General features: G+C 71.2%; 18 protein-coding genes. 7 read left to right on the forward strand and 11 right to left on the reverse strand.

Annotated elements, in window-relative coordinates; translation table 11 throughout:
• The coding region (locus AH6_RS34145) for a CHAT domain-containing protein (protein WP_245679587.1) at positions 1 to 3,179 on the reverse strand (3,179 nt) is incomplete at its 3' end.
• Between the two features lie 227 nt (positions 3,180 to 3,406).
• Between AH6_RS34145 and AH6_RS44885 the strand changes: the two genes are divergently transcribed.
• Genes AH6_RS44885 through AH6_RS34170 form a run of 5 tightly spaced genes read left to right on the forward strand, consistent with a single transcriptional unit; the run spans position 3,407 to position 12,667 of the window.
• A complete protein-coding gene (locus AH6_RS44885) occupies positions 3,407 to 3,793 on the forward strand; it encodes a toll/interleukin-1 receptor domain-containing protein (RefSeq protein ID WP_067488503.1) in 387 nt (128 codons plus the stop codon).
• Positions 3,794 to 3,797: 4 nt separating this feature from the next.
• Positions 3,798 to 4,589 (forward strand): toll/interleukin-1 receptor domain-containing protein, encoded by a 792-nt coding sequence (locus AH6_RS34155; protein WP_067488505.1) that lies wholly within the window; start codon positions 3,798 to 3,800, stop codon positions 4,587 to 4,589.
• The gene (locus AH6_RS46835) at positions 4,544 to 7,918 is read left to right on the forward strand and encodes a tetratricopeptide repeat protein (RefSeq protein WP_373861850.1); all 3,375 of its coding nucleotides are present in this window, start codon (positions 4,544 to 4,546) and stop codon (positions 7,916 to 7,918) included. The genes AH6_RS34155 and AH6_RS46835 overlap by 46 nt, the downstream gene beginning before the upstream one ends.
• A complete protein-coding gene (locus AH6_RS34165) occupies positions 7,915 to 8,466 on the forward strand; it encodes a toll/interleukin-1 receptor domain-containing protein (protein WP_067488509.1) in 552 nt (183 codons plus the stop codon). Before AH6_RS46835 ends, AH6_RS34165 begins: the two co-directional genes overlap by 4 nt.
• Positions 8,467 to 8,521: 55 nt before the next feature.
• Positions 8,522 to 12,667: a tetratricopeptide repeat protein gene (locus tag AH6_RS34170; RefSeq protein WP_067488511.1), complete on the forward strand. Its 4,146-nt coding sequence runs from the start codon at positions 8,522 to 8,524 to the stop codon at positions 12,665 to 12,667.
• Here the strand turns inward: AH6_RS34170 and AH6_RS34175 are convergent.
• The 8 genes from AH6_RS34175 to AH6_RS34210 form a co-directional block, all read right to left on the reverse strand.
• On the reverse strand, positions 12,642 to 14,591 hold the full coding sequence (locus AH6_RS34175; RefSeq protein ID WP_067488513.1) for an acetoacetate--CoA ligase: 1,950 nt from the start codon (positions 14,589 to 14,591) through the stop codon (positions 12,642 to 12,644). The two genes, AH6_RS34170 and AH6_RS34175, sit on opposite strands and share 26 nt — an antisense overlap.
• 83 nt (positions 14,592 to 14,674) lie before the next feature.
• Positions 14,675 to 15,070, reverse strand: a complete 396-nt coding sequence (locus tag AH6_RS34180; RefSeq protein ID WP_067488515.1) for a hypothetical protein — start codon at positions 15,068 to 15,070, stop codon at positions 14,675 to 14,677.
• 4 nt (positions 15,071 to 15,074) lie between these two features.
• Positions 15,075 to 15,515 carry a cupin domain-containing protein gene (locus AH6_RS34185; RefSeq protein WP_067488517.1) on the reverse strand — a complete coding sequence of 147 codons (441 nt, stop codon included), beginning with the start codon at positions 15,513 to 15,515 and terminating at the stop codon, positions 15,075 to 15,077.
• Positions 15,512 to 16,219 (reverse strand): HAD family hydrolase, encoded by a 708-nt coding sequence (locus tag AH6_RS34190; protein WP_067488519.1) that lies wholly within the window; start codon positions 16,217 to 16,219, stop codon positions 15,512 to 15,514. The genes AH6_RS34185 and AH6_RS34190 overlap by 4 nt, the downstream gene beginning before the upstream one ends.
• 250 nt (positions 16,220 to 16,469) lie before the next feature.
• Positions 16,470 to 18,101 carry an L-glutamate gamma-semialdehyde dehydrogenase gene (gene pruA / locus AH6_RS34195; RefSeq protein WP_067488521.1) on the reverse strand — a complete coding sequence of 544 codons (1,632 nt, stop codon included), beginning with the start codon at positions 18,099 to 18,101 and terminating at the stop codon, positions 16,470 to 16,472.
• A 172-nt stretch (positions 18,102 to 18,273) separates the two neighbouring features.
• Positions 18,274 to 18,765, reverse strand: coding sequence for a DUF6912 family protein (locus AH6_RS34200; protein ID WP_067488523.1), 492 nt, complete (start codon positions 18,763 to 18,765; stop codon positions 18,274 to 18,276).
• Between the two features lie 63 nt (positions 18,766 to 18,828).
• On the reverse strand, positions 18,829 to 19,461 hold the full coding sequence (locus tag AH6_RS34205) for an HAD family hydrolase (RefSeq protein ID WP_067488525.1): 633 nt from the start codon (positions 19,459 to 19,461) through the stop codon (positions 18,829 to 18,831).
• A gap of 31 nt (positions 19,462 to 19,492) precedes the next feature.
• Positions 19,493 to 20,902: a hypothetical protein gene (locus AH6_RS34210; protein WP_083983760.1), complete on the reverse strand. Its 1,410-nt coding sequence runs from the start codon at positions 20,900 to 20,902 to the stop codon at positions 19,493 to 19,495.
• A gap of 125 nt (positions 20,903 to 21,027) precedes the next feature.
• On the opposite strand from AH6_RS34210, the gene AH6_RS34215 reads away from it, so the two are divergent.
• Positions 21,028 to 22,221: an acyl-CoA dehydrogenase family protein gene (locus AH6_RS34215; protein ID WP_067488527.1), complete on the forward strand. Its 1,194-nt coding sequence runs from the start codon at positions 21,028 to 21,030 to the stop codon at positions 22,219 to 22,221.
• Between the two features lie 182 nt (positions 22,222 to 22,403).
• Here the strand turns inward: AH6_RS34215 and AH6_RS34220 are convergent, their stop codons facing one another.
• Positions 22,404 to 23,300, reverse strand: coding sequence for an N-acetylmuramic acid 6-phosphate etherase (locus tag AH6_RS34220; RefSeq protein WP_067488529.1), 897 nt, complete (start codon positions 23,298 to 23,300; stop codon positions 22,404 to 22,406).
• Entirely contained in the window at positions 23,297 to 24,274 is a 978-nt protein-coding gene (locus AH6_RS34225) for a MurR/RpiR family transcriptional regulator (RefSeq protein WP_245679588.1), read from the reverse strand. Before AH6_RS34225 ends, AH6_RS34220 begins: the two co-directional genes overlap by 4 nt.
• Positions 24,275 to 24,362: 88 nt before the next feature.
• On the opposite strand from AH6_RS34225, the gene AH6_RS46240 reads away from it, so the two are divergent.
• A complete protein-coding gene (locus AH6_RS46240) occupies positions 24,363 to 25,634 on the forward strand; it encodes a BadF/BadG/BcrA/BcrD ATPase family protein (protein ID WP_245679589.1) in 1,272 nt (423 codons plus the stop codon).
• The last annotated feature ends 372 nt before the right edge of the window (positions 25,635 to 26,006 follow it).

The following is a 26,006-nucleotide window of genomic DNA, read 5'->3' on the forward strand; positions in this document are numbered from 1 at the left end:
CCCCGCTGCTGGTTGATGATGCCGAGCTGGTGGAGGATGGCTGCGTGGTTTGTGCTGTTCGGGGGTGTCCAGGGCAGAGTTTGGGTGAGCAGTTGCTGTTCCCAGTCCCACGCGCTCCAGGTGTGCAGCTGGAGGCAGGCTGCGTAGGTTGCGGTGAGGGCGGTGTCCAGGTCACCGGCGGCGTGGGCGTGGAAACGGGCCTGCACCGCGTCCTCCACATCCTGCCGCCGGTCCTGCGGCCAGTTCTGGTAGCGCCACCAGTGGTAGTCGGCCGCGGCCTGATGCGCCGCACCAAGCTCAGCCGGAGCCGTCCAGTCGGGGCGGCCTAGCACCGAAGCGGTCCACCGATGCACCACCCACCCCACCGAGCCGCCCTGCCCACCGGACACCGGCGTCACCAGACCCAACCGCGCCAGTCCCGCCAACGCCGCATCCAGCCCCGCCGGAGCCACCCGCGGCCCCGCCAACCGGCCCCTGACATCCGTATACGCCTGATCCAACTCCTCCTGCGACAACCCCAGATCCTCCAGGCCCGCCTGCGGGTTGCTCCGGTGGGCTTGGGTGACCATCTCGTCCCAGCGCTGCATGCGGGTATCGCGTTCGGGGTCTGGTTCGGCCGGGGTGCCCACCGACCAGGCCGCGCCGATCCGGTCCACCGAACGCCGGAAGACCGACACCCCCATCAACACCCGCCGCTCCAACTCGCCCAACAACCCCAGCAGGTCCCCCAGCAGCACATCCCGCGCCGCCAACGTCACCGACTCCGCCAACGCCGCGTCCAGATCACCGGACGTCTGAGCAAGCAGCACAGCCGGGTCCGCGACGTCAGACCGCTCCTTGAGGCCGCGTCTCAAGCGGCGGGTGATGTCGCCGAAGCGGCCCTCGCCGCCCCGCAACAACGCGTCCAGATACTCCAGCGTGCGCGGATGCCCGCCTACCTCGGCCCATGCCAACTTCTGCTGCTCCGGCGTCAGCGCGTCCAGCCCCGGCAGCCGCCACATCAGCTTCCGCGCCTCCGCCAGCGACAGCGGTCCCAGATGGTGAACGAGCAGATCCTCCTCGGCCTCGTCAGGCAACCCGAAGGGATACCGGCTGGTGACGATCAATCGGCCTCGGCCCGGCAGCCGTGTCCACTCGGTGAGGAATTCAGCAAGTTCCTCATCGCGGAAAGCCCGCTCGGCGTCGTCGGTGAGGTTGTCCTCGAAGTTGTCCAGCAGCAGCGTGACCGGCATGTGCGCCATCAGTTCCGACAACGCCTCCAGGCGGACGGTCCTGGGCTGGTCGGCGGCGCGTAGGAAGTGAGCCAGATTTCGTAGAGGGCCAGCCTCGGCGTGCTGCGCTGTGGCCGCCAGCAGGCGGTCGGCGATCGCGATCATTACCTGGTCAGGATGCTGGCGGCCGACGACCGACACCACCAGTCCCGCGTCCGTGCCGAGCCGTCCGATCAGCTCGGCCGCCAAGGTGCTCTTGCCCACGCCGCCGATCCCGTGCAGCACCACTCCGGACGTCCCGCCTCGCAGGGCCGCCAGCAGCTTGCGCAGCTCAGCGCGGCGGCCGACGAAGTCGCCGACCGCGCGGACGACCGTGCCGCGCGCCAGCTTGATGGCGGGCGGTGGCTTGATTTTCGTATCCACACCGGCGTTCACGTCGTAGAGGGGTAGCGACGGGCCGCGCAGGAAGAGAGCTGGGGTGGCCCATTCCGCCAACTCCGCGTCGCGGTCTCCAGCAGGTTTGGTCTGGCGCTCTCGTTCCAGGTCGCGGCGCGCCTCCGACAGCGCGGTCAGCACCTCCGGCTGCGGCCGCAACGCCAGCTCGCGGTACAGCGCTCCGCCCAGCAGCGCCGCATACCGGTCGGTGACTGAGGCCGTCATCGCCAGCACCGCCGGGACACCCGCCGCCGACAGGCCGGCCGCCAAGCCGGTCAAGGCCTTCTGCTCCTTGGCCTGGCCGTCCAGCGCGGTCGAGCAACCAGACAGGACGACCAGCGGCACGCCTTCCCCGGACCGCAACGCTTCAACCAGTCCAGCCGCGTCCACCTCGTCGGTGCCGCCTTCGGCATTCTCCAACTGGAGGAAGCCCGGCTTGGCATGGCAGGAGATGTGCAGGACGTGGAACCGCTCCACCTTCAACGCGTCTTCGATCGAGGCGAGCGTCCCCTCGTTGAGGATTCGCACATGAGCCGCCGCGTGCTGGCGGGCCTCGTCCACCGCGTTCAGGATGCGGCGCAGTTCGTCTTCCAGGTCGAGCAGCGGCCCACCGTCCGGGCCGTCTGGGCTGGCCATCACCGCCAGGATGCGTAGCGGTGCCGGGATGCGGATCGCGGTGGGGGCCGTTTGCGCAGGCAGGTGCCGGTAGAGCTCGACGCTCGGGTGCAGGCACAAAGGCGTGTCCTGGCCGGGCAGCGTCAGGGTTTCCCATGGCAGGGTCGCCAGGCTGTTGTCGATCCGCAGGCCGAGTCGGAGTGGGGCGTTCTGGCTGGACGCCTCGGTCAGGGCGGCGGCCAGGGCCTCGCCTGCTGGTCCTGCTAGGAACGTCTCCCCCAGTGTCGTGCCCAGTTCGCGTAGCCGGGCCTGGAGTGCTGCACCGCGTGACGCGTTCGGGGCGCTGTTCTTGACGAGCAGTGCTGAGGCACCGGCGCGGGCCCGGTCGAGTTCCCAGAGGGTGTGGTCGAAACCGCCTGGTAGCGGGCCAGGATGGTGTTCGGCTGTGGGGTTGTCGCCGAGCGTTCCGAAGGCCACTTTCTCCGGGGCGATCTCCAAGACCGCCTCGTGCGGGCTTTCGAGGCGGTGGCTTCGGTAAGGCCCGAGGGGTTTTCCGCCGGGTCGTGCCGAACGGTCCTGGCGCAGGGCGCGGACGAGCTGTTCGTAGGGGCCGTCCTGATCCTCGCCTTGGAAGTCGGCCGCGACGAGGGTGGCGGCGAAGGTCGGCAGCGGCACGTCGTCCAGAAGCACCGGGATGAAGCGGTGCCCCGCCTTGCGGATCAGGGCCCAGTATCTCTGGTCCGAGAAATGGTCGCCCTGCATGGCGCGGCTGAACACGAACACGCTGATGGCGGAGCGTTCGATCAGTTCCTCGGTGCGCCTGACGTACGGGTCGCCCGGCAACATCTCCCACGCGTCCAGGAGGATCTCCAGGCCGTGCTCGCGCAACCGCTCGTCGTCGCGCAGCCGTGTCGCCATGGGCAACGCCCACTCCAGGTCATCCGGAGCGTGGACGATGTACACCCGTTCTGGAGCCATCCGGCCTCACCAGCCCGCCCGTCGCGCGATCGTGGCATCCCATTAGACGCTCCTCACCGTCCGTAAGTTGCGAATCACCCGTCACTGACCGAAAGCGGCTCATCCCCGTCCCGACACGTCCGGCGCGCTCTACCGTGGTCGCTACCGCAGACGGGAGGGGACCCCGGATGGACGTTTTCATCTCCTACTCGCACGACGACGCCGCGTGGGTGAAGTCGTTCGCCGCCCGGCTCCAGGGCGACGGGATCAAGGTCGCCTATGACGAGTTGTTCCTGCTGCCCGGCGACCCGCTCGTCCACTCGATCGAGCAGGCCATCCGCGACTCGACGCACGGCCTGCTCATCTACAGTCCGGCCGCGGCCGCCAGCCGGTGGGTTCGCGAGGAGTACCAGGCGCTACTGGGGCGCGCCGTGGACGACCCCGACCATCGGCTCATCCCCGTCCTCATCGAGGACGTTGAGCTGCCGCCCTTCGCGCAGAATCGGGTCTATATCGACTTCCGGAAGGGCATCACCGTCGAGTACGACAAGCTCCTCCAGGCCCTCCGGAACTGACCCTGTGGAGACCGGTTACGACGTCTACATCTCCTATGCCTCCGAGGACAGGGAGTGGGCGGAACGCCTCGCCGAGCGCCTGGAACAGGCCGGACTGCGGGTCGGCTTCGATCAGTGGGTGCTGCAACCCGGCGACGTCAGGGTGCACAAGCTGGAAGAGACCATCCGCGTCTCGACGCACGGGCTGCTTGTCTTCAGCCGGGCCGCACTGGACGCGCCGTGGGAGCAGGAGAAGTACGCCGCTCTGATGCAGCGCGCGATCACCAACGGGGCTCGTTGCGTGCCGGTGCTCATTGGGGACGTCGAGCTTCCGGCGTTCGCTGATGCTCGGCATCCGGCTGACTTCCGCGATGTCAGCGACGCCGAGTACGACCAGCGCGTCGAAGAGATCGTCCGAGCACTGCGGGGTGCTCCGGCGCCCCGGAAGCGTGCGCTAGCCGACCCGACGCACTGGACGCTCCAGATCACCCCGGAACAGGTCATGTTCGGCCCGGCGGACGAGGCCGCCGAAGCCCAACATGAGCCGAGTGGAACAGCCGCCCGGCTGGAAGGACTGCGCTGGCAACTGGAGTCGGTGCGCCGCCGCAACCGGCATGTGGTCCGGGGTGAAGATCCCGGAGGAAGCCTGAGTTCGCTGCTGGCCGAGTACGGGCGGGAGTTGGGGGACGCCTACCTGGCCGGTCCGCCGGGGAGGCCCTTCGTGATTGTCTCGCCAAGGCCGAGGCGCAGGGGGCGGCGCTGCGGCTGGGCCTGCACGTGCCCGACGAACTGGCGGACCTGCCGTGGGAGACGCTGACGCCGCCGGGGATGACCGAGCCGCTGGCGTTGCACCCGCGCGTCCACCTGTTCCGGTCGGTGGGCAACGGCGGACGCCGGGTCGATGCGCCGCCCGGCCCGTTGCGTGTCCTGGTCGCCATGGCGGACCCGGACCGGAGCGATGGCGTCTCGCTGGACCTCGAAGCCGAACTCGCCAAGATCCTCGATGCCGTGGAGCGTCCGCGCCGGGGAGCGGCCGACCGGCCCGGCGCGTTTGTGAACATCCTCAACCTCGGCACGGTCGAAGAGATCCGCGAAGCCCTGCTCCAGCAGCCGTACCACGTGCTGCACATCTCCTGCCACGCCGCACCCGGCAAGCTGCTGCTGGAGGACGCGCAGGGCGCGGTGGACGAGGTCACCACGGAACGGTTCGTCCGTGAGTGCCTGCCGGCGGGACGGGCCGTGCCACTGCTGGTGTTGTCCGGCTGCTCTACTGCTCTGGGCGCGGGGAAGGACGCCGAGGACGAACAGAACCTCAGCGGCCTGGCACGTGGGCTGGTGGCGGCGGGCGTCCCCGCGGTGCTGGCGATGACCGCGCCGGTGACGGACCCGTATGCGACCGAGCTGGCCGGGGCGTTGTACTACGAGCTGGCAATGCGGGAGTCGCCCGACGTGCTGGCGGCGGTCAGCGACGCGCGGCGGTTGCTGGAGGAGGGGCGGCGGCGGCTAGCCGAGGGGACGGTCAAAGCGTCGCTGGTGGAGTGGGCAACACCGGCGCTGTTCTTGGCGGGGAAGCCGGAGGCGCTGTACGACCCTAAGCAGGAGTTCGAGGAGATCGAGCTGCCGGTCGGACCGGAGCTTGCTGCTGCTGTGCCGCTGCGCAAGGTGGGGCAGTTCGTGGGACGGCGGCGGGAGCTGCGGGCGCTGCTCAGCGAGCATCCGCATGTGCTGCTGCACGGGATTGGTGGCGTCGGCAAGAGCAGTTTGGCGGCTGAGCTGCTGCGGCGGCTGGGACGGTCGGCCGGGATGATCGTGTCGGCGGTGGGGACGACCACGCCTGATCAGTTGCTGGGCGATCTGGGGTTGTGCCTGCTGCGGGATTCGGAAGACGAGGCCGTTCGGCGGCTGGCCAACGAGATCAGGCAGCCCGCCCACTCGTGGCAGGACCGGTTGAAGATGCTCGCACCGCTGCTGGCGCGGGTGCCGGTGACGTTGCTGCTGGACAACTTCGAGGACAACCTGCGCGACACCGCCGGGCACGAAGTGGGAAACGAGTACCTGAGCGAGTTCCTGGCGGCCTGGATCCGCATGTCAGGCGTGCATCGGACGCTGATCACATGCAGGTACACGTTCGCGCTGCCGCAACGTGCGCACCGACGACTGAAGTTCCGCCACCTGGGACCGTTATCTCTGGCGGAGGCACGGAAGCTGATGTGGCGGCTGCCGGGGCTGGACGCGCTGTCAGGTGAGGAGAGAGTGCGTGCTTGGGCTGATGTGGGCGGGCATCCGCGCACACTGGAGTATCTGGACGCGTTGTTGCGGGGTGGCGAGGCGCGGTTCCCAGACGTGCGGGAGCGTCTAGAGGATTTGCTTGAGCGTGGCGGGGTCACTGATCCGGATGCCTGGTTCGGCGCGGTGGGCGGCGACTTCGATGCGGCGTTGGCGGAGTCGGTGACATTGGCGGCGCGGGATGTGCTGCTGGGGGATCTGCTAGGGCTGCTGGGTGAGTTGGAGCGGCGGGTGCTGGTGGGGGTGTCAGTATTCCAGCGTCCGGTGGACCGGATCGGCGCGGCCTGGCTGGTGGGGACCTTGGCCGAACCTGATCCCGAACGCGACGCACGGCTCCAGCGTTGGGAGGAGGTGGTCGGCCAGGTCCGCCGGAGCAACCCGCGTGCGGTCTTGGAGGATCTGGGGTTGTCGCAGGAGGAGCTGGAGCAGGCTCACGCGGATTTCCGGGCCCGGTTGGCGGGGCCGCGGGTGGCTCCGGCGGGGCTGGATGCGGCGTTGGCGGGGCTGGCGCGGTTGGGTCTGGTGACACCGGTGTCCGGTGGCCGGGACGGCTCGGTGGGGTGGGTGGTGCATCGGTGGACCGCCTCAGCGCTGGCCCGCCCTGCCTGGACCTCCTCTCCTGAACTTGGCGCGGCGCACCAGGCCGCGGCCGACTACCACTGGTGGCGCTACTGGGTTTGGCCGCAGGACCGGCGGCTGGCTGTGGAGGACGCGGTGCAGGCCCGTTTCCACGCCCACGCCGCCGGTGACCTGGACACCGCCATCAACGCGACCCGTAGTGTTTGCGACCAGTTGCACACCTGGGGAGCGTGGGACTGGGAACAGCAACTGCTCACCCAAACCCTGCCCTGGACACCCCAGACCAGCAAAGACCGCGCCGCCATCCTCCACCAGCTCGGCCTCATCGACCAACAACGGGGCGAATACGAGTCGGCGCTGCAGTGGTACCGACGGGCTCTGACCATTGATAAGGAATTGGGCGACCGGGCGGGGGTGGCCGTTAGCTACCACCAGCTCGGCATGATCGACGAGTTGCGGGGAGAGTACGAGCGGGCATTGCAGTGGTACCGCCAATCTCTAACCCTCAAAGAGGAGTTGGGCGACCGGGCAGGCATGGCTCGCACCTACCACCAGCTCAGCACGATCGACCTGGAGCGGGGCGAATACGAGCAAGCACTGCAGTGGTGCCGTCAATCTCTAACCCTCAAAAAAGAACTGGGCGACCGGGCAGGCATAGCCGTTAGCTACCACCAGCTCGGCATCATCGACCAATTGCGGGGAGAGTACGAGCAGGCACTGCAATGGTACCGGCGGGCCCGAACCATTGCCGAGGAGCTGGGTGACCGGGCGGGCATAGCCATAATCTCTCACCACCTCGGCATGATCGACGAGGCGCGGGGGGAGTACGAACAGGCGCTGCGGTGGTATCGGCAGTCCTTGATCATCAAAGAGGAGCTGGGTGACCGGGCGGGTATGGCCATCAGCTACCACCACCTCGGCACGATTAGTGAGGAGCGAGGCGAATACGAGCAGGCACTGCAGTGGTACCGCCTATCCCTGACTATCGCTGAGGAACTGGGCGATCGGGGGGGCATGGCCATCAGCTACGGACAGCTCGGCGTCCTGTTCACCCAGACCGGCCAGACAGAGCAGGCTGTCGGCCACAGCATCCGCGCCCTGCTCCTCTTTGCCCAACTCGGCTCACCCAATGTCGGAAGACCCCTGAACCAGCTCAACCAGCAACGCCAAGCCCTGGGCCCCGAACGGTTCCGCGAACTCCTCATCACCCACACCAACGCCGAGTTCGCCAACGCTGTCATCAACCGCCTAGACGCCGCATCCCCCAAGGACCCTTCATGAACACCACCACCCTCATCCTCACCATCATCAGCACCCTCGCCGGAGTCATCGCCGCCTACTTCGCCTACGTAGCCGTCCGCGGCCGCATCCGCCCCACTCCCCCACCGCTCCCCCCGCCCCCTCCCAACCCCACCACCACCTACGACGTCTACATCTCCTACGCCCCCGAAGACCTCCCCTGGGTCAACGACTTCGCCGCCGCCCTCAAGGACCAGCACATCGAAGTCGCCTACGACGAAGTCGTCCGCCGCCCCGGCCGCCATCGCGTCCACACCCTCCAGCAAGCCGTCCGCGACTCCGCCCACGGCCTCCTCGTCTTCAGCCACGCCTCCATGGCCGACGGCTGGGTCTCCGACGAGTACGCCCTCCTCATCGAGCGCTCCGCCCGTTCCGGCCAGCTCTTCATCCCCGTCGTCATCGAGGACGTCACCCTCCCCGAGTTCGCCGCCACCCGCTACCACTCCGACTTCCGCACCCTCCACCCCGGCGACGCCCGCTACGACCAGCAGGTCAACGACATCGTCCGCGCCCTCCGCGAACGCCCCTAGCTCCCCGTGCGTCCAACCCCATGACAGGCCCCGCACGGTGAAGGCCAGGTGAGCCATGAACTCCTGTAGCGTCTTCATCTCCTACGCCCCCACCGACGCCGCATGGGTCCGCGCCCTTACCCCTCCCCTCCTCGAAGCCGGTGTTGCCATCGCCTACGACGCCCTCGTCCTCGGGCCCGGCGCCGTCGCCGTCCACCGGCTCGAAGACGCCATCCGCGATTCCGCCGCCGGGCTCCTCATCACCAGCCGCGCCGCCCTCAGCGAAGCCTGGGTCCGCGAGGAGTACGCCGCGCTCATGCGCCGCTCCATCGAAGGCGGCCGCCGCTTCGTCCCTGTCCTCATCGAGGACGTCGAGCTTCCCGAGTTCGCCGCCAACCGTTACTGCTGCGACCTCCGCAACGCCGACGGCGAGGAATTCGCCCGCCGCGTCTCCGAGCTCGCCCGCGTCCTCCGCGGTGACGGTCCCGAGCTTCCCCAGCCCGGCCCGCCCGTCCGGCCCGGCACCGGTGTCCGGCCCGAAGGGCCCCAGCGGTTCGTGTTGCGCGTCTCCGAAGCCGCCGTCGAGCTGCGCCGTGAGGACACCGGCGCCCTGCTCGCCGAGCATGTCCCCGCCGGGTTCACCCACCGCCTGGACGATCTCCGCCGCCACCTTGAGAACGCCCGCGGCTCCGACGTCCACCTCACCAAGGGCGACGCCGCAGGTCCCGATGCCCTCCTCGACGCCTTCGGCCGCTCGCTTGGTTCCGCTTTCCTCGACGGGCCCGCCGGAGCCGCCCTGGCCGGGCAGCTTGCCGAGGCCGAGCGGTTGAACGCCACCTTGCGACTCGGGCTCGAATGCGCCGAACCGCTTGCTGATCTCCCCTGGGAAGCCCTCGTCCTCCCTGGTCAAGCCGAGCCTCTCGCGCTCCATCCGAGGGTCCGCCTCTACCGTCGCCAGGCCGCCGGGCAGACGCCCGCCATGGCCATCCCCGGCCCGCTCCGCATCCTTGTCGCCGTCGCCGGGCCCGAGTCGCCCGGCGACGACATGACCCTCGACCTCGAAGCCGAGCTTCAGAAGATCCTCGGTGCCGTCGAGTCCGCCCGGCACCCCGTCGATCCCCGCCGCAAGGCCCACGTCCGCATCCTCAACGAAGGCACGCTGGAGTCCATCCGCGACGCCCTTCTCCAGGAGCGCTTCCACGTCCTCCATATTTCTTGCCACGCCGAGCCCGGCGCGCTGCTGCTGGAGGACGAGCAGGGCGGCGTCGACCGTGTCACCACCGAGCGCTTCGTCCGCGACCTGCTGCCGCCCGATCGTGGTGTTCCGCTGGTCGTGTTGTCGGGCTGTTCCACGGCCCGCGCCGAGGGGCCTGAGCTGGGCGGGCTCGCCCGTGGGCTCGCGCAGGCCGGGGTTCCCGCTGTGCTGGCGATGACCGCGCCCGTCACCGACGTCTACGCGACCGCCCTGGCCGAGATGCTCTACCGCGAGCTCGCCATCCGCGACGCCCCCGAAGCCCTGCCCGCCTTCTGTGACGCGCGCCGTCGGCTGGAGGAGGCCCGGCGGCGGCTGCCCGAGGAAGATCCGTACGCGGCGTTGGTCGAGTGGGCCACGCCCGCGTTGTTCCTGCGTGGGCCATCGTTGCGGCTGTACGACCCGGCCGCGCCGTTCGAGGAGATCGCGCCGGTCGTGGAGCAGCAGTACGCCGAGGGTGTTCCGTTGCGGCAGGTCGGCGAGTTCGTCGGGCGTCGTGGTGAGATCCGGCGGTTGCGCCGGGCGCTGCGCGGCAGTGCGCGGGGCGTCCTGCTGCACGGGATCGGCGGGCTCGGCAAGAGCAGCCTCGCCGTCGAACTGCTGCGGCGGCTCGGCGCGGACGCGGGGCTGGTGGTATCGGCGGTCGGCCAGACCACGACCGAGCAGATCCTCACCTCGATGGCCGAACGCCTGGCCGCAACGTTCCGCGACGAGGTCGTCCAGAGCGCCGCCCAGCTTTTGTGGGACGCCAAGCAACCCTGGCAGGCGCGGTTGCGTGGCATCGCCCCGTTGCTGGCGCGGCTTCCGGTGACACTGCTGCTCGACAACTTCGAGGACAACCTCGACCTGCACGGCTCCGAGCCCGTCCCGCACGACGCCGACCTCGCCGAGTTCCTGGCGACCTGGCTTCGGCTGCCCGGTCGGCATCGGCTGCTCGTCACCAGCCGCTACACCTTCCCGCTGCCCCGCCGCTCGGAACGCCTGCTGGTCGCCGACCACCTCGGGCCGCTGTCGTGGGCCGAGACCCGCAAGCTGATGTGGCGGCTGGCCGCGCTGGAACGGCTCGCGCCCGCCGACCAGCGGCGCGCCTGGGCCGACGTCGGCGGCCACCCCCGCACGCTGGAGTACCTGGACGCGCTGCTCAGGTCCGGCACGGCCCAGTTCCACGACGTCCAGGAGCAGTTGGAAGACCTGCTGGAGCGGCGCGGCATCGCCGATCCCGACGCCTGGTTCCGCGAGGCCGGGCGCGACTTCGACGGCGCGCTCGCCGAGAGCATCACGCTGACCGTGGACGACGTCCTGCTCGGCGAGCTGCTCGACCGGCTCAGCGATCTCGAACGCGACGTGCTGGTCGGCATGTCGGTCTACCGCACCCCCGCGCCCGCCCTGGCGGGGGCCTGGTGGATCGCCGAGCCTGCGGCGTTCCTGTCGGACTCCGGCCGGAATGCCCGGCTGGAGCGGCTGAACCGCCTGTTCGAAGAGGCCGGGCCAGACGCCGGGCTCGCCGACCTCGGCCTGCCGGAGGAGGAGCAGGAGCAGGCGGCACGGGACGTGGCGTCGCTGTCCATGCCGCCGGTCGAGCCGCCGCCCGGTCTGGAGGAGGCGATGCGCACCCTGGTCCGGCTGGGCTTGTTGTCCCGCACGCCGACGCCCGAAACCCCCATGTACACGATGCACCGGTGGACCGCCGGGACGCTCACCGGTCTCGCCGGGCCGGAGGCGATCGTCAAGGCGCACCGGGCCGCCGCCGTGCGCCTGGGATGGATGTGGCAACACTGGCGGCCCGAGGCTCTGGTGGAGATCGGCGTCCTGCTCGAAGTCCGCCACCACGCCGAGGCCGCCGGCGATCGGAAGCTGGCGATCTCCTTCGCCTACACCGCCCTCAACCGCCTTCAGGAGCGAGGGGTGTGGGGCTGGCAGCGGCAGCTCCTCGCCGAACTCCTCGGCCAGGTCGAGCCCGACTCCCTGGAATACGCGTCGATCCTGATGCGGCTCGGCGACATCGCCCTGAACCTCGGCGACTACGACCAGGCGCTGGAGCACTACAAGAGCGCGCTGGAGATCCGCGAGCGGGAGGGCGACGAGGCCGGTGTGGCGAGCTGCTACAACCAGCTCGGCGGCGTCGCGACCGAGTGCGGGGCCTTCCAGCAGGCGCAGGAGTGGCTGGAGCGGGCGCTGGAGATCAGCGAGCGGCTCGGCGACCGGCGCAACCTCGCCAACGCGCATCTGGAACTGAGCAACCTGCTGCTCCAGCAGTTGCGGATGGCGGAGGCCGCGCGGCACTGCGAGGAGAGCCTGCGGTTGTTCGAGCTGCTGGACGACCGGCAGGAGGTGGGCGGGGTCGGCTACCAGCTCGCCATGATCGTGCAGGAGCTGGGCGAGGTGGACCGGTCGCAGGAGTTGCTGGAACGCTCGCTGGAGATCGCCCGGGAGACCGACCAGCAGATCATGATCTCCCGGATCCAGCACGAGATGGGCAACCTCGCCCGGCTGCGCGGGGACCCCGGTACCGCCGTGGAGTTGTACCACCAGTCCCTGGCGTTGAAGGAGCGCACCGGCAATCGGACGGGCATGGCGGTGAGCTACGTGGCGCTGGGCAGCATCGCGCGCGAGCAGGGCGACATCGAGCACGCGCTGAGCTGGTTCTCCCGCGCGCTGGAGCTCAACCACCAGCTCGGCCGCACCGCGATGGTGGCGACGTGCCTGCTCGACATGGGCGGGATGCACGCCGAGCTAGGCGACCTGCCCGAGGCCATCCGGTACGCGGCCGCGAGCCTGCCGCTGCTGTTGCAGGTCGAGTCGCCCGCCGTGCCGCAGGCCGTGCTGCGGCTGGCTCGCTGCCGCGAGCTGATGGGCGACGAGGCCGCGTTCCGGAGCGTGCTCGCCGAGTGCATGTCGGACGAGCTCACTGAGCTGCTCTACGAGGCGTTCGAGGCGAACGCCGCTACTCCAGAGGGCGGAAGTGGGTGAGGCTCTCCGGGTTCGCCATCGAGTCGCGGTTGGCCGCCTTGTCTGCGGGAGTGCCTAGCAGGATTTTGCGGACTGGGACCTCCAGCTTCTTGCCTGACAGTGTTCTTGGGACGCTTGGTACTTCGGTGATCTCGTCGGGGACGTGGCGAGGGGATAGTGCCGAGCGGATTTCACGCTTGAGGCGATTCGTCAGGTCGTCGGTCAGTTCCGCTTCCGGGGCCAGCTGCACGTACAGCAGCAGGCGGCCCTCCTGGCCCAGCCGACCCGTGTCGATGACCAGGCTGTCGGCGATCTCCTCGAACGCCTCCACCACCCGGTAGAAGTCGGCGGTGCCCATCCGGATGCCGCCCCGGTTCAGGGTCGAGTCGGAGCGGCCGTAGATCACGCAGCCGCCGTCCGGGCGCACCTTGATCCAGTCGCCGTGCCGCCACACGCCCGGGAACATCTCGAAGTAGGACTCGCGGTAGCGCTCGCCGCCGGAGTCGTTCCAGAAGAACACCGGCATCGACGGCATCGGCTCGGTGATCACCAGCTCGCCGACCTCGTCGACGACCGGCTTCCCGTCGTCGCCGTACGCCTCCACCTTCGCGCCCAGCCCCCGGCACTGGATGACGCCCGCGTACAGCGGCAGCACCGGCGACGGCCCGACGAAGCCCGTGCACAGGTCCGTGCCGCCGGAGAACGAACCCAGCAGCAGGTCCCGGCCCACGTGCTCGTACACCCACGCGAAGCCCTCGGGCGGCAGCGGCGAGCCGGTCGAGCCGATGCCGCGCAGCCGCGACAGGTCCAGTTCGGAGCCGGGGCTGCGGCCCGCCTTGAGCGAGGCCGTGATGTAGGGCGCGCCCACGCCCAGGTAGGTGGTGCCCGTCTCGGCGGCGAGCGTCCACAGGTCCAGCGGCGCGCCGTCGTACATGACGATCGTGGACCCGACCAGCAGCGCGCCGACCAGGTAGTTCCACATCATCCAGCCGGTGGTGGTGTACCAGAGGAACACGTCGCCGGGGCCGAGGTCCTGGTGGAACGACAGGGCCTTCAGGTGTTCCAGCACGACGCCGCCGTGGCCGTGCACGATCGGCTTGGGCAGGCCCGTGGTGCCCGAGGAGTACACGACCCACAGCGGGTGGTCGAACGGGACGGGCTCGAACTCCAGGTCGTGGCCGGGCCGGGGCAGGTCGGCGTAGGAGGTCGTGCCCTCCAGCGTCGCGGCGGGGTCCAGGTAGGGGATGAGGACGGTCGCGTTCAGCGTGGGCAGCGCGTCGCGGATCTCGGCGACGGTGTCGCGGCGGTCGAAGCTCTTCCCGTTGTAGGCGTAGCCGTCCACGGCGACCAGGACGGTGGGCTCGATCTGCGCGAACCGGTCGATCACCGAGGAGGAGCCGAAGTCCGGCGAGCAGGACGACCACACCGCGCCGAGCGACGCGGCGGCCAGGAAGCAGACCAGCGCCTCGGGGATGTTGGGGACGTAGGCGGCGACGCGGTCGCCCTTGCCGACGCCGAGCGCGGCGAGTCCGGCGCGCACCTCGGCGACGTGCGCGGCGAGCTCGCGGCGGCTGATGACGCGGTGGCCCCCCGCTTCGGAGCGGAAGACGACGGCGGTCTCGTCGGGGTGCTCGTCGGCCCGGCGGAGGGCGGTGGCGGCGTAGTTGAGGGTGGCGGAGGGGAACCAGCGCAGGCCGTCCACGGGCGTGGGGCCGCCGGTGCGGACGGGCCCGTCACCGCGCTCGCCGACGACGTCGAAGTAGTCCCAGACCGCGTCCCAGAAGGCGTCGACCTCGGTGACCGACCAGTTCCACAGGTCCTCCTGCGATTCGGTCGGCACCCCCCGGTCCATCAGCCAGTGCCGGAATCGGGTGACGCGGGCGTTGGCGACGACCGTCTCGGACGGCTCCCACAGCGGAGCGCCCTCGGAGACCTGGGACGACATGGGCACTTCCCTCCTGCCGCGCCCCGGTGCGCGGCATCCCCCAGCTTATGTCCGCAACCTGCGCCGCGCGGGGGCCGCCCCCGTCAGGTTCCGTAGGACTCGGCGCCGCAGACGGGGCAGAGTCCGTGCTTGGAGGTGGTGTGCACTTCGGTGCGGCAGGTGGTGCAGCGACCGGACTGGCAGATCGAGCCTCGGACGCCCAGCGGGTCGCCGTCGTAGTGGGCGGGGTCGGGATAGCCGACGGCTGAGAGTTCCCAGCCTTCGCCGGTGCGGAGTGGGGGTTCGTCGTCTTCGGGCAGGACGCGGGAGGCGACGGCCAGCACGTAGTGGGCTTCCTGGGAACTCTCGGTGCCCGGCCAGGGGCTGCGTTCGGCGAACACGCGGCGGAGGGCGTCGACGAACTCGCTGTCGGGCAGGTTCAGCAGCAGGTCGGCCGGGTCGGTGCCGGAGCGTTTGGGTTTGCGGCGGGGCTTGGCCATGGGGTCAGGCGGGCGTGGTGTTGTAGGCGGCGCGTAGTTCCGTCAGGCGCGCCGCGTCCAACTCCTCGCCCTTCTCCAGGGCACGGTGGATCTCGCGGAAGTAGTTCTCGTAACCCGCCGGCGTCAGGATGAACAGGCAGCGCGCCCAGCCGGACGACGCGTTGCGGAAGCCGTGGGCGACGCCGCGCGGCACCGACACCGTGCCGCCCGCGCCCACCGTCCGGACGCCGTCGGCCAGGTCGAAGGCGATCTCGCCGTCGAGGATCTGGAAGTGCTCCTCGTGGCCGTGGTGGACGTGCGGGGCCGCGCCCAGCGCGCCCGGCGGGAAGGTGTACTCGACGATGGCCAGGGAGCCGCCGGTGTGCTCGCCGGACAGCCGGACCAGGTACTCCCCGGCGGGCGCGCGGAGCCGTTCGGCCTCGTCGGGGGTGATCAGGGCCGTCATCGGGCGAGGTCCATGACGGCGGACACGACCTCGTCGGTGTCGGCGAGGGTGGCCAGGACGTGGTCGGCGCCTGCTGCGCGCAGTTCGGCGGCCGTCGCGCTGCCGGTGGCGACCGCGATGATCGGGGAGCCCGCGATGTGGGCGGCCTGCACGTCGCGGGGCGAGTCGGCGATGTAGACGGTGGCGGACTCGCCGTAGCGCGTGTTCTGGGCCGTGCCCATGCGGCTGCGGACCAGTTCCAGCAAGGCCGCCTTGCTGTACACGCCGTTCTCGTAGCCGCCGTTGGACAGGTCGAGGTGGTCGGCCAGGCCCAGTTCGCTGATCTTGAGGACGGCGTTGGGCTGGAGCGAGCCCGTCAGCACCGACTGCGCGAGGCCGGGCACCCGGGCCAGCGCGGCGACGGCCTCGCGCGCGCCCGCCAGCACGCGGCCGTGGGTGCGCAGGTCGGCGCGGCGGGCGGCGAACGCGTCGGTCAGCGCGACCATGAAGGCGGGCAGGTGGTCGTCGGTCGTGACGATGTCGTTGAACGCCAGCGTCTCGAAGATGATCTCGGACTCGGTGCGGCCGGGCGTGGGGGCCAGCCGGACCAGGCGGCGGCCGGTGGTGCGCTGGAACGCCTCGGCGTAGGCGTCGCGGGCGACCCGCCCGACGTCGACCAGCGTGTGGTCGACGTTCCACAGCACCAGCCGGTTCGGCGTCGTCATCCCAGTCCTTTGGCGTGGTCGGATACGGGCGCCCTTATCGTCGGGCTTGGCAGGCGATGACCGCAACCGGACGCCGGGCCGATGCGGACCGCCTTCCCACTTCCCGCGACCGCCACGCGAGTGCCCGACCTGTCCCCGGCGGGGCGAAGCCGAAGGCGAGCCCCGCCGGGGACAGATCGCGAAGCGATTGGCACTCGCAAAGCAACGGTCAGGGGCGCGAGCCGCTAGGCGAGCGCCCCTGGGCCGGGGCTCAATTGGACATGTGCGGGTAGCGGTAGTCGGTCGGCGGGACGAGGGTCTCCTTGATGGAGCGCACGTTCACCCAGCGGGTCAGGTTGAAGATCGACCCGGCCTTGTCGTTGGTGCCGCTGGACCGCGCGCCGCCGAACGGCTGCTGGCCCACCACCGCGCCGGTCGGCTTGTCGTTGATGTAGAAGTTGCCCGCCGCGAAGCGCAGCTTGTCGGACGCCTCCGCGATCGCGGTCCGGTCCTGCGCGATGACCGCGCCGGTCAGGCCGTAGGGCGCGGCGCTCTCCATCTGGGTGAGCATCGTGTCGTAGTCGGCGTCGTCGTAAACGTGCACGCCCAGGATCGGGCCGAAGTACTCGGTCGTGAAGATCTCGTCGGTCGGGTCGGCCGAGTGCAGGACGGTGGGCCGCACGAACCAGCCCTGCGCGTCGTCCACCTCGCCGCCCGCCAGGATGTCGATGGTGTCCAGGCCCTTGGCGCGCTCGATGGCGGCCTTGTGCTTGGCGAACGCGCGCTCGTCGATCACCGCGCCCATGAACGCCGACAGGTCCTGGGCGACGTTGCCCACGGTCAGGGAGTTGACCTCGTCCACGAACTCGTCGCGCATCCGGTTCCAGAGCGAGCGCGGGATGTAGGAGCGGGACGCCGCCGAGCACTTCTGGCCCTGGTACTCGAACGCGCCGCGCACCAGCGCGGTCTTCAGCACGCCGAGGTCGGCCGACGGGTGCGCGACGACGAAGTCCTTGCCGCCGGTCTCGCCGACCAGGCGCGGGTAGCCGCGGTAGCCGGTGATGTTCTCGCCGACGGTCCGCCACAGGTGCTGGAAGGTGCCGGTGGAGCCGGTGAAGTGGATGCCCGCGAGGTCGGGGTGGCCCAGCGCGACCCGGGAGACCGCCTGGCCGTCGCCGGTGACCAGGTTGATCACGCCGGGCGGCAGGCCCGCGGCCTCCAGCAGCGACATCGTGAAGTGCGCGGCGAACTGCTGGGTGGGCGACGGCTTCCACACCACGACGTTGCCCATCAGGGCGGCCGAGGTGGGCAGGTTGGCCGCGATGGCGGTGAAGTTGAAGGGGGTGATGGCCAGCACGAAGCCCTCAAGCGGGCGGTACTCCATGCGGTTCCACACGCCGGGCGAGGAGATCGGCTGCTGGGTGTACAGCTCGCGCGCGTAGGCGACGTTGAAGCGCCAGAAGTCGATCAGCTCGCAGGCGGCGTCGATCTCGGCCTGCTGCACCGACTTGGACTGGCCGAGCACGGTGGCGGCGTTCAGCACCTGGCGCCAGGGGCCGGCCAGCAGGTCGGCGGCCTTGAGGAAGATCGCGGCGCGGTCGTCGAAGGAGAGCGCGCGCCAGCCGGGGGCGGCCTCGCGGGCGGCGTCGATGGCGGCGCGCACGTCGTCGTCGGTGGCGTTGCCGACGCTGCCCAGGACGTGGCCGTGGTCGTGCGGCTGCACCACGTCGATGGCGTCGCCGCCGCCGAGCCGCCGCTCGCCGCCGATGGCCATGGTCAGGTCGAGGCGCTCGCCGGCCAGTTCCTTGATCTTGCTTTCCAGCGCGGCCCGCTCGGGGCTGCCGGGGGCGTACCCCTTGCCGGGCTCGTTCACCGGTACCGGCACGTTGGTGACGGCGTCCATCTGACCACTCCCTGGAAGTCCGACATCATTGTCGATAGGCCCACGTATCGTCGCACGCCTCGGGAACGGCCGGCCGTGCGGCGGCCCCGCCCCCGAACGGGATCTACCCCGCCCCGCCCGCGACGCTCGCTTTCAGCCTACGAAACTTTGTCGAATCCGCCCATTCGCGCCGTCAGCGGGTCAGGTCGCCCAGCTCCTGGGTCGCGTACCAGAGGAGTTCGTGGCCCTCGGCGCTTTCCACGGTGAACTGCGCGTCCTCGTCACCGGCGTCGGCGGCGGCCAGGGCCTCGATCGCGGCGCGGACGTCCTGTTCGGCGTCCTCATCGTCGACATGGCCGGAGGCGATCTTCTTCCAGGACACCGGGGCGGTGATCCGGACCAGGGAGCGGTCGTCGCCGTGCTCCCGGGCGACGTCCTGGTCGGGCACCTCGGCGGCCAGCACCACCCGGCGCGGCGGGGCCTGCGGGTCGGCGGCCAGCAGCCGCAACGAGTCGCGGGCGGCGGCCGTCAGGGCGACGTACTCCAGCTCCTCCTGGTCGCCCTCGGCGTACCACTCGCGCAGCGCCGGGGTGACCGCGTGGGCGGCGAGCGGCGCGGGGCCGGCCTCCCGGGCGGAGTGGACGGCGGCGAGGCCCGGCAGCGTGGCCGGCAGATAGACGCGCATAACGATCGGCAGCCTATCCGGACCCGGCCCGTGGACCGCGCCGGGCCACACCCGGCCGCCGGATCAGAGCGCGCCGAGTTCCCGCAGCGTGGTGATCGTGCTGTCGGGGTCGGTGTGCAGGACGCCCCGGATGCCGACCGCCTCGGCCGCGCGCACGTTGTGCTCGATGTCGTCGATGAACACGCACTCGGCGGCGGGCAGGCCGAGCAGGTCCACGGTGTGCCGGAAGATCCGCTCGTCGGGCTTGCGCATCCCGACCTCGCACGAGATCACCACGGCGTCGAACAGGTCGGCGAACAGGTCGCGCGGGTAGTCGTTGCCCCAGGAGTTGGACAACAACGCCGTGCGCGTCCCGGCCGCGCGGCACTCGCGCAGCGCCTCGTACATGGGCTCGACGGGCATGAACGCGCCGAACATCCGGGCGATCAGCCCCTCGGCCACCACGGCGTCGCCGGTGTCGGTCAGCAGCTCGGCGGCCAGCAGCCGTTCGAACTCGGCGGGCTCCAGAGTGCCGTCCTCCAGGCCGTGGATCGGGTTCACCCCCGCGCCGTCGTAGGCCTGCCGCACCCAGGCGCGCATGATCGACTTGTAGCGGTCCACGTCGATCCGGTCGGCGGCCAGCCAGCGGCCGATCGCGTCGTTGAGCGGCGAGGTCAGCACCCCGCCCCAGTCGGTGATCACAGCGTTCACGGTCACGGGCCGATGGTAGATGACGGCGGTACGCGCCTTATGCCCGGCGGTTCAGGCCCGCCGCCAGCATCAGCAGCGGCGCGGCGGGGAGCACGTAGCGGTAGTCGAACTGCGCGGTGAACGCCGGGATCACGATCAGGCCCATGCCCGCGCACCACGGCAGCAGGTTGTCGCCGCCCAGGTCGGCGCGCCTGCGCACGATCCGCACGGCGCCCAGGACCGCGATGACCAGCAGCGCCAGGCCCGGCAGGTAGACGGCCTTCTGGTACGCCCCGAGGAAGCCCGCGTACGGCTCCACCACGCGGGGCGGCTCGTAGCCCGGGTCGTAGGCGCGGATGTACTGCTCGGCCTTGGCGTCCGGCCGCGCCACCTTGGGCGCGAACAGGTACAGGCGGTAGGTGTCGGCGTCCGGGAACGGCGGGTGCCCCAGGCGGAAGGCCCGCGCGATGTCGGTCCCGGCCACCGCCAGGTAGTCCAGCGGCTGCGAGATGATCGCCCGGACGGCGAAGGAGCGGGCCACCCGCTCGCCCTCGGGCGTGAAGCCCTCGGCCTCCACCCGGTGCCGGGGCGCGTTCATGCCCCAGATGTAGGACTGGCGCACCGAACGTTCGGCCGGGGACGAGCCCAGGCACAACGCCATCTCCTCGACCGGCACGTCCATCTTGTGGCAGTCGGCGAACGGCGCGACCCGGCCGTACAGGAAGACGCCGGTGCTGCGGGTCAGCGTGAACTGGCCGTGGTCGGTCGCGAACCACGACGCGTAGGCCACCAGCGGGATCACGGCCGCCGCCACCGCCGCCGTGACCGTCCGCCAGCCGGCCCGCCGCACCAGCAGGACCACGATCACCAGGGCGAGCAGCGGCAGGCCCGTCGAGCGGGTGATCGCGGCGAGGCCCATCAGGAGCGCGCCCGCGACGGCCCAGCGGGCGCGGTGCCGCTGCGGGCCCAGCAGCGCCGTCACCGACGCCATCACCAGGAACGCGAACAGCGTGTCCGACATGACCAGATGTTCGAGCTGGAGCTGGTAGGCGTCCAGCAGCAGCGGGGCCGCCGCCAGGCCCGCCATCCAGGGTTTCAGGCCGCGCCGGTAGAGCAGGGCGTAGAGCATGACCGCCATGCCGACGCCCATCGCGTGTTGCAGGAACGCGACCAGCGTCAGGCTCTGGAACGGCCCGGCCAGCGCCAGGAACAGCGAGTACCCGCTAGGACGGATCAGGTTCGGGTTCGGGTTGACCGCGCCCGACAGGTAGTCGTAGGAGTCGGGGAACCACAACACCGACCGGTACCCGAGCATGGTGACGATCCGCAGCACGACGCCCAGCGCGGCGACCGCGAGGAACACGCGGTGCCGCCGGGCGAACGCCCGGGACCGGTCCCTCGTGGGAACGCCGCGCTCGGCCGACGGCGTCGCGGTGGTGTCCGCCGGCCGTGTGCTCAGCTCGGTCATGGTGGGTCAACGATGCCGGATCGGCACGATCTCGTCCATCTCCGCAATCGTCTCGAAACCTTTCGGTGGATCGGGCCAGGGTAGCCGCCCGAAATAACCGAACGCCGTTCTGTAAGACTGGCGGCATGGACTTTGAACTGAGCCCCAAGGCGCGCGAGTACCAGGCGAGACTCCAGGAGTTCATGGACGGGCACGTGTACCCGGCCGAACGCGTGTACGCCGAATGGCGGGCCGCCAACGACCCGCACGCGCTGCCGCCCGTCGTCGAGGAGCTGAAGGCCGAGGCCCGGCGGCGCGGCCTGTGGAACCTGTTCCTGCCCGACGTCTCGGGGCTGTCCAACCTGGAGTACGCCACCCTCGCCGAACTGACGGGCCGGTCCCCCGACCTGGCGCCGGAGGCGGTCAACTGCGCCGCCCCCGACACCGGGAACATGGAGGTCCTGCACATGTTCGGGACCGCGGAGCAGAAGAAGCGGTGGCTGGAGCCGCTGCTCGACGGCGAGATCCGGTCGGCGTTCGCGATGACCGAGCCGGAGGTGGCCTCCTCCGACGCCACCAACATCACCACCAGCATCGTGCGCGACGGCGACGAGTACGTGGTCAACGGCCGCAAGTGGTTCATCACCGGCGCGGCCGACGAGCGCTGCAAGATCTTCATCGTGATGGGCAAGACCGACCCCGACGGCCCGGCGCACCGCCAGCAGTCGCAGATCCTGGTGCCGCGCGACGCCCCGGGCGTCAAGATCCTGCGGCACCTGCCGGTCTTCGGGTACCAGGACCAGCACGGCCACTCGGAGATCCTGTTCGAGGACGTGCGCGTTCCGGCCGCCAACCTGATCGCGCGGGAGGGCGACGGCTTCATGATCGCCCAGGCGCGGCTGGGGCCCGGCCGCATCCACCACTGCATGCGCGCCCTGGGCATGGCCGAGCGCGCCCTCGACCTGATGTGCCGGCGGGCGGTGGACCGCGTCGCGTTCGGCAGGCCGCTGGCCGCGCAGGGCGTGGTGCGCGAGCAGATCGCCGAGTCGCGGATGGCGATCGAGCAGGCGCGGCTGCTGACCCTCAAGACCGCCTGGCTGATCGACCGGCACGGGGCGAAGGGGGCCCGCACCGAGATCGCCGCGATCAAGGTGGTCGTGCCGCGCGTCGCCCACCAGGTGCTGGACCGCGCCATCCAGGTGCACGGCGGCGCGGGCGTGTCCGACGACACCCCGCTGGCGGCGATGTACTCCTGGGTGCGGGCCATGCGGATCTTCGACGGGCCGGACGAGGTCCACGTCCGCACCGTCGCCCGCCAGGAGCTGCGGCGCCGTGTTTGATCGGCCTTCCGGCCCGCTTCCCTCGCCTGGCGGCTCGGCAAGCGACCGGAAAGCGTGCGAACGCTACATCGCTTCGCGATCTGCCGCAGGGGACCTCGCCTTCGGCTTGGGCCCCCTGCGACAGGTCAGCGTTCGCGTGCGGGGCGGCGTCGGTGGACAGGTGCCACCGGCCCGCCGCCCGGTCAGGCGGATCTCAGGCGCTGGAGGGCCTCCCGGACTCCCCCGTCGGTCTCTTCCAGGACCACCGTGGCGCGCGCGGCCGGCACCTCGCCCAGCAGCGACACCAGGGCCACGCGGGTGTTCCCCCCTGCCTCGGCCAGGGCGTTCTCGCAGGTGCGGGCGTCCATGCCGGTCGCCTCGGTGAGGATGCGCACCAGGCGGGCGCGCAGTTTCCCGTTCAGCGCGTTCACGCTGACCATCAGGTTGGAGTAGGTGCGGCCCAGCCTGATCATCAGGGTGGTGGAGAAGGAGTTGAGCACCAGCTTGGTGGCGGTGCCGGCCTTCATGCGGGTGGAGCCGCTGATCACCTCCGGGCCGGTGGCGAGGCCGATGTGCACGTCCACCTCGTCGCCGTAGGGCGTGTGCGGGTTGCAGCTGATCAGCGCCGTGCGCGCCCCGGCCGCGGCCGCCGCGCGCAGCGCGCCGACCACGTACGGGGTGCGGCCGCTGGCGGCGACGCCGACGGCGATGTCGCCGCGCCGCACGTCGGCGGCGTCGCGTGCGCCGAGCTCCACGTCGTCCTCGACGTCGGAGATCGCCTGCGACAACGCGCCCGGCCCGCCGGCGTGGTGGGCCACGACCCGGCCCCAGGAGCCGAAGGTGGGCGGGATCTCGGCGGCGTCGATGACCGCGAGGCGACCGGAGGTGCCGGCCCCGAAGTAGTGCACCCGGCCGCCCGCGCGCAGCGAGACCACCGCCAGGTCCACCAGCTCGGCGATCTGCGGGAGCACGGCGGCCACCACCGTGGGGACGGTGGCGTCCTCGGTGTTGATCAGCCGCAGCACTTCCATCGTGGGCAGCACGTCCACATCGACGGTGCGGGGGTTACGGCCCTCGGTGGGCAGATCGCAATCGATCACCGACGCCTCCGGTCGGGTCGCACGGTCCGGCCGCGGACCGCCTCGAACGTGGCCTCCAGGGCCTTGCGGGTGGGTCCGTAGGTGCGCTGCGCGATGCCGACGAACAGGCAGTCGATCACGGTGAGCTGGGCCAGCCGGCTGGCGGTCGCACCGGAACGGAAGGTGGTCTCCCGCGCCGCCGTCGTCAGGATAAGGTCGGCGACCTCCGCGATGGGGGACTTGGGGAAATTGGTCAGGGCCACGGTGGTCACCCCGCGGCCGCGGGCCACCTCCAGGGCGTCGATGGTCTCCATCGTCGCGCCGGTGTGGGAGATGCCGAGCGCCACGTCGCCGCTGCCCAGCACCGCGGCGCTGGTCAGCATGATGTGGGCGTCGGACCAGTTGGCGCACACGCGCCCGATGCGGTGCAGCTTCTGCTGGAAGTCGGCGGCCACGAACGCGCTGGCGCCGACGCCGTAGACGTCCACCCGCTCGGCGGCCACCACGGCGTCGACGACCTGCTCCAGCACCTTGATGTCGAGCTGGGCCGCGGTCTCCTCGACCGCGCGGGCGTCGGCGAAGGTCACCTTCTCCACGATCTGCTCTAGCGAGTCGTCGGGACTGATGTCGCTGCCGATGACCCGGCCGCCGGTGGCGCTCTGCGCGCGGCCCGCCTCGGTGGCCAGGGTCAGTCGGAGCTCTGGATAACCATGGAACCCGATCGCGCGGCAGAACCTGATGACCGTGGTCTCGGAGGTGCCACAGTTCTGCGCGAGTTCGGTGATGGTCGAGTTGGCGACCCCTTCGGGGTCGTCGATGACGCGTTGCGCGACACGGCGCTCCGCGGGGGGCAGCGAGGGCAGCAGCGAGCGCACCCGCACCACGGTGCTCAGCGGCGTCGCCTCCCTGGCGGGCGACGCCTCCGCCCCGGGCGGGTGGTGGGGCGCGCCGGCCTCCCCTGTGCTCCCCGGCTCTGAGCCGGTGGGTTTCCTCATGTAAGGAATTTTCTTACTTGCGCGATGTCACGTCAACGGTAGAAAAGGCTACGGTCGCCATGTGTTGACCCATTTGGCCGGTCCTTTCGTGATCGGCATAGACGCGGGTGGCACGAAGACCCGCTGTGTCGTACTAACGCTCGGGGGAGCCCTGGCCGGTGCCGGCACCGGTCCCGGAGCCAACCCCAACTCCGGGGGCGACACCGCGGGGGCGCTCACCACGGCCCTGCGGGAGGCGCTCGGCGAGGTGGACCGGTCCCTGGTGATCGCCGGCGTGTTCGGCATCGCCGGGGCCGGCTCGGCCGGCCGGCCCGCCGCCGTCGCCGCCGCCCGGCGGGCCTGGCACGCGGTCGGGCTGCGCGGCTCGCCCGCGGTGGTGACCGACATCGCCGTGGCGTTCGCCGCCGGGACCAGCTCGCCCAAGGGCATCGTGGTGTTCTCCGGCACCGGTGCGGGCGCGGCCGTGATCAACGACGGCGCGATCGTGCAGCGCGCCGACGGCTACGGCTGGCTGGTCGGCGACGAGGGCTCGGCGGTGTGGCTGGGCCGCGAGGCGGTGCGCGCCGCGCTGGCGGCGCTGGACGGCCGCAGCCGCCCGACCGCGCTGACCGAGTCGGTGCCGCGCGCGCTGCTCGGCGCGGCGGTGGTCGCCGAGCTGGACGCGGCCCGGCGGCCCCGCCCCCGGCAGCGCCGCACGCTGGCGATGGCCGGGGCGGCGCCGCTGGACGGCGGCTGCCACGGTGGCGGGCACGGTGGCGGCCATGGCGGCGGTCACGGTGGTGGGCACAACGGCGGGCATGCCGGTGGCGGCCACAACGGCGGCGCGTCCGGCCTGGGCGCCGGGGCCGCCCCGCTCGGCCCCGGAGCCTCGCCGCTGGGCGTCGCCGCGCCGTCCCCGCACGGCCCCGGCCCTGCGCTGGCGGCGGGCGCGAGCACCGCGATGCTGGTGCAGGACGCGCCGCGCCCGCCCGAGCCGCAGGCGTTCGCCGAGTCCCCGCCCAACCCCCAGCTCGCGCAGGCGATCATCAAGGAGGTCTACGGCCGCCCGCCGGCGGCCCTGGGCAGACTCGGCCCGGTGGTGGCGGCCGCGGCGGCGGCGGGCGACCCGGTGGCCCGGCGGATCACCGAGGAGGCCGCCGAGTGGCTGCTGCGCGACGTGGACGCGGTGCGCCCGGCGCTGGCGGACCCGGCCGCGCCGGTGGTGATGCACGGCTCGGTGCTGCGCAACGGTCCGGTGGCCGACGCGGTGCGCGAGGGCCTGCGCGACCGCTTCGCGGCGGCCCCGCGCCGCGCGGGCGATGGCGCGATCGGCGCGGCGGGCCTGGCGTTGCGCCGCCTGGGCCACCCGCTCCCCGGCTGACCCGGCCCCGCCCCGCTGCAACGCCACGCCTCACGCCGCCACGCCCTGCCGCGCCCCGTCGCGCCTTGCCATGCCTTGCCGTGCCTTGCCGTACCCCTCGCGCTCTGCCCTGCCACACCCTGCCGTGCCCCGCAGCGTCCTGCTCCGCCCTGCCGGGCCCTGCCGTGGGGCGGAAGAGGTCCGGGATTCTCCCGGTTCCGGTTGCGGGTGGGCGGACCGTTGTGATTAAGCTGTGATCAACGGTGGAAACGACCTTTCCCCGGCCGTGCCCGTCAGGGGCGGCTCCGGGGGAATCCGCCAGCCACGGATGTGGCCTGTACCGAACCGGCTGCGATACGCGCAGCGCCGTCCGTCTCGCCTGTCCCCCTTCCG

Source organism: Actinomadura hibisca NBRC 15177, assembly GCF_001552635.1.
Lineage (GTDB): Bacteria > Actinomycetota > Actinomycetes > Streptosporangiales > Streptosporangiaceae > Spirillospora > Spirillospora hibisca.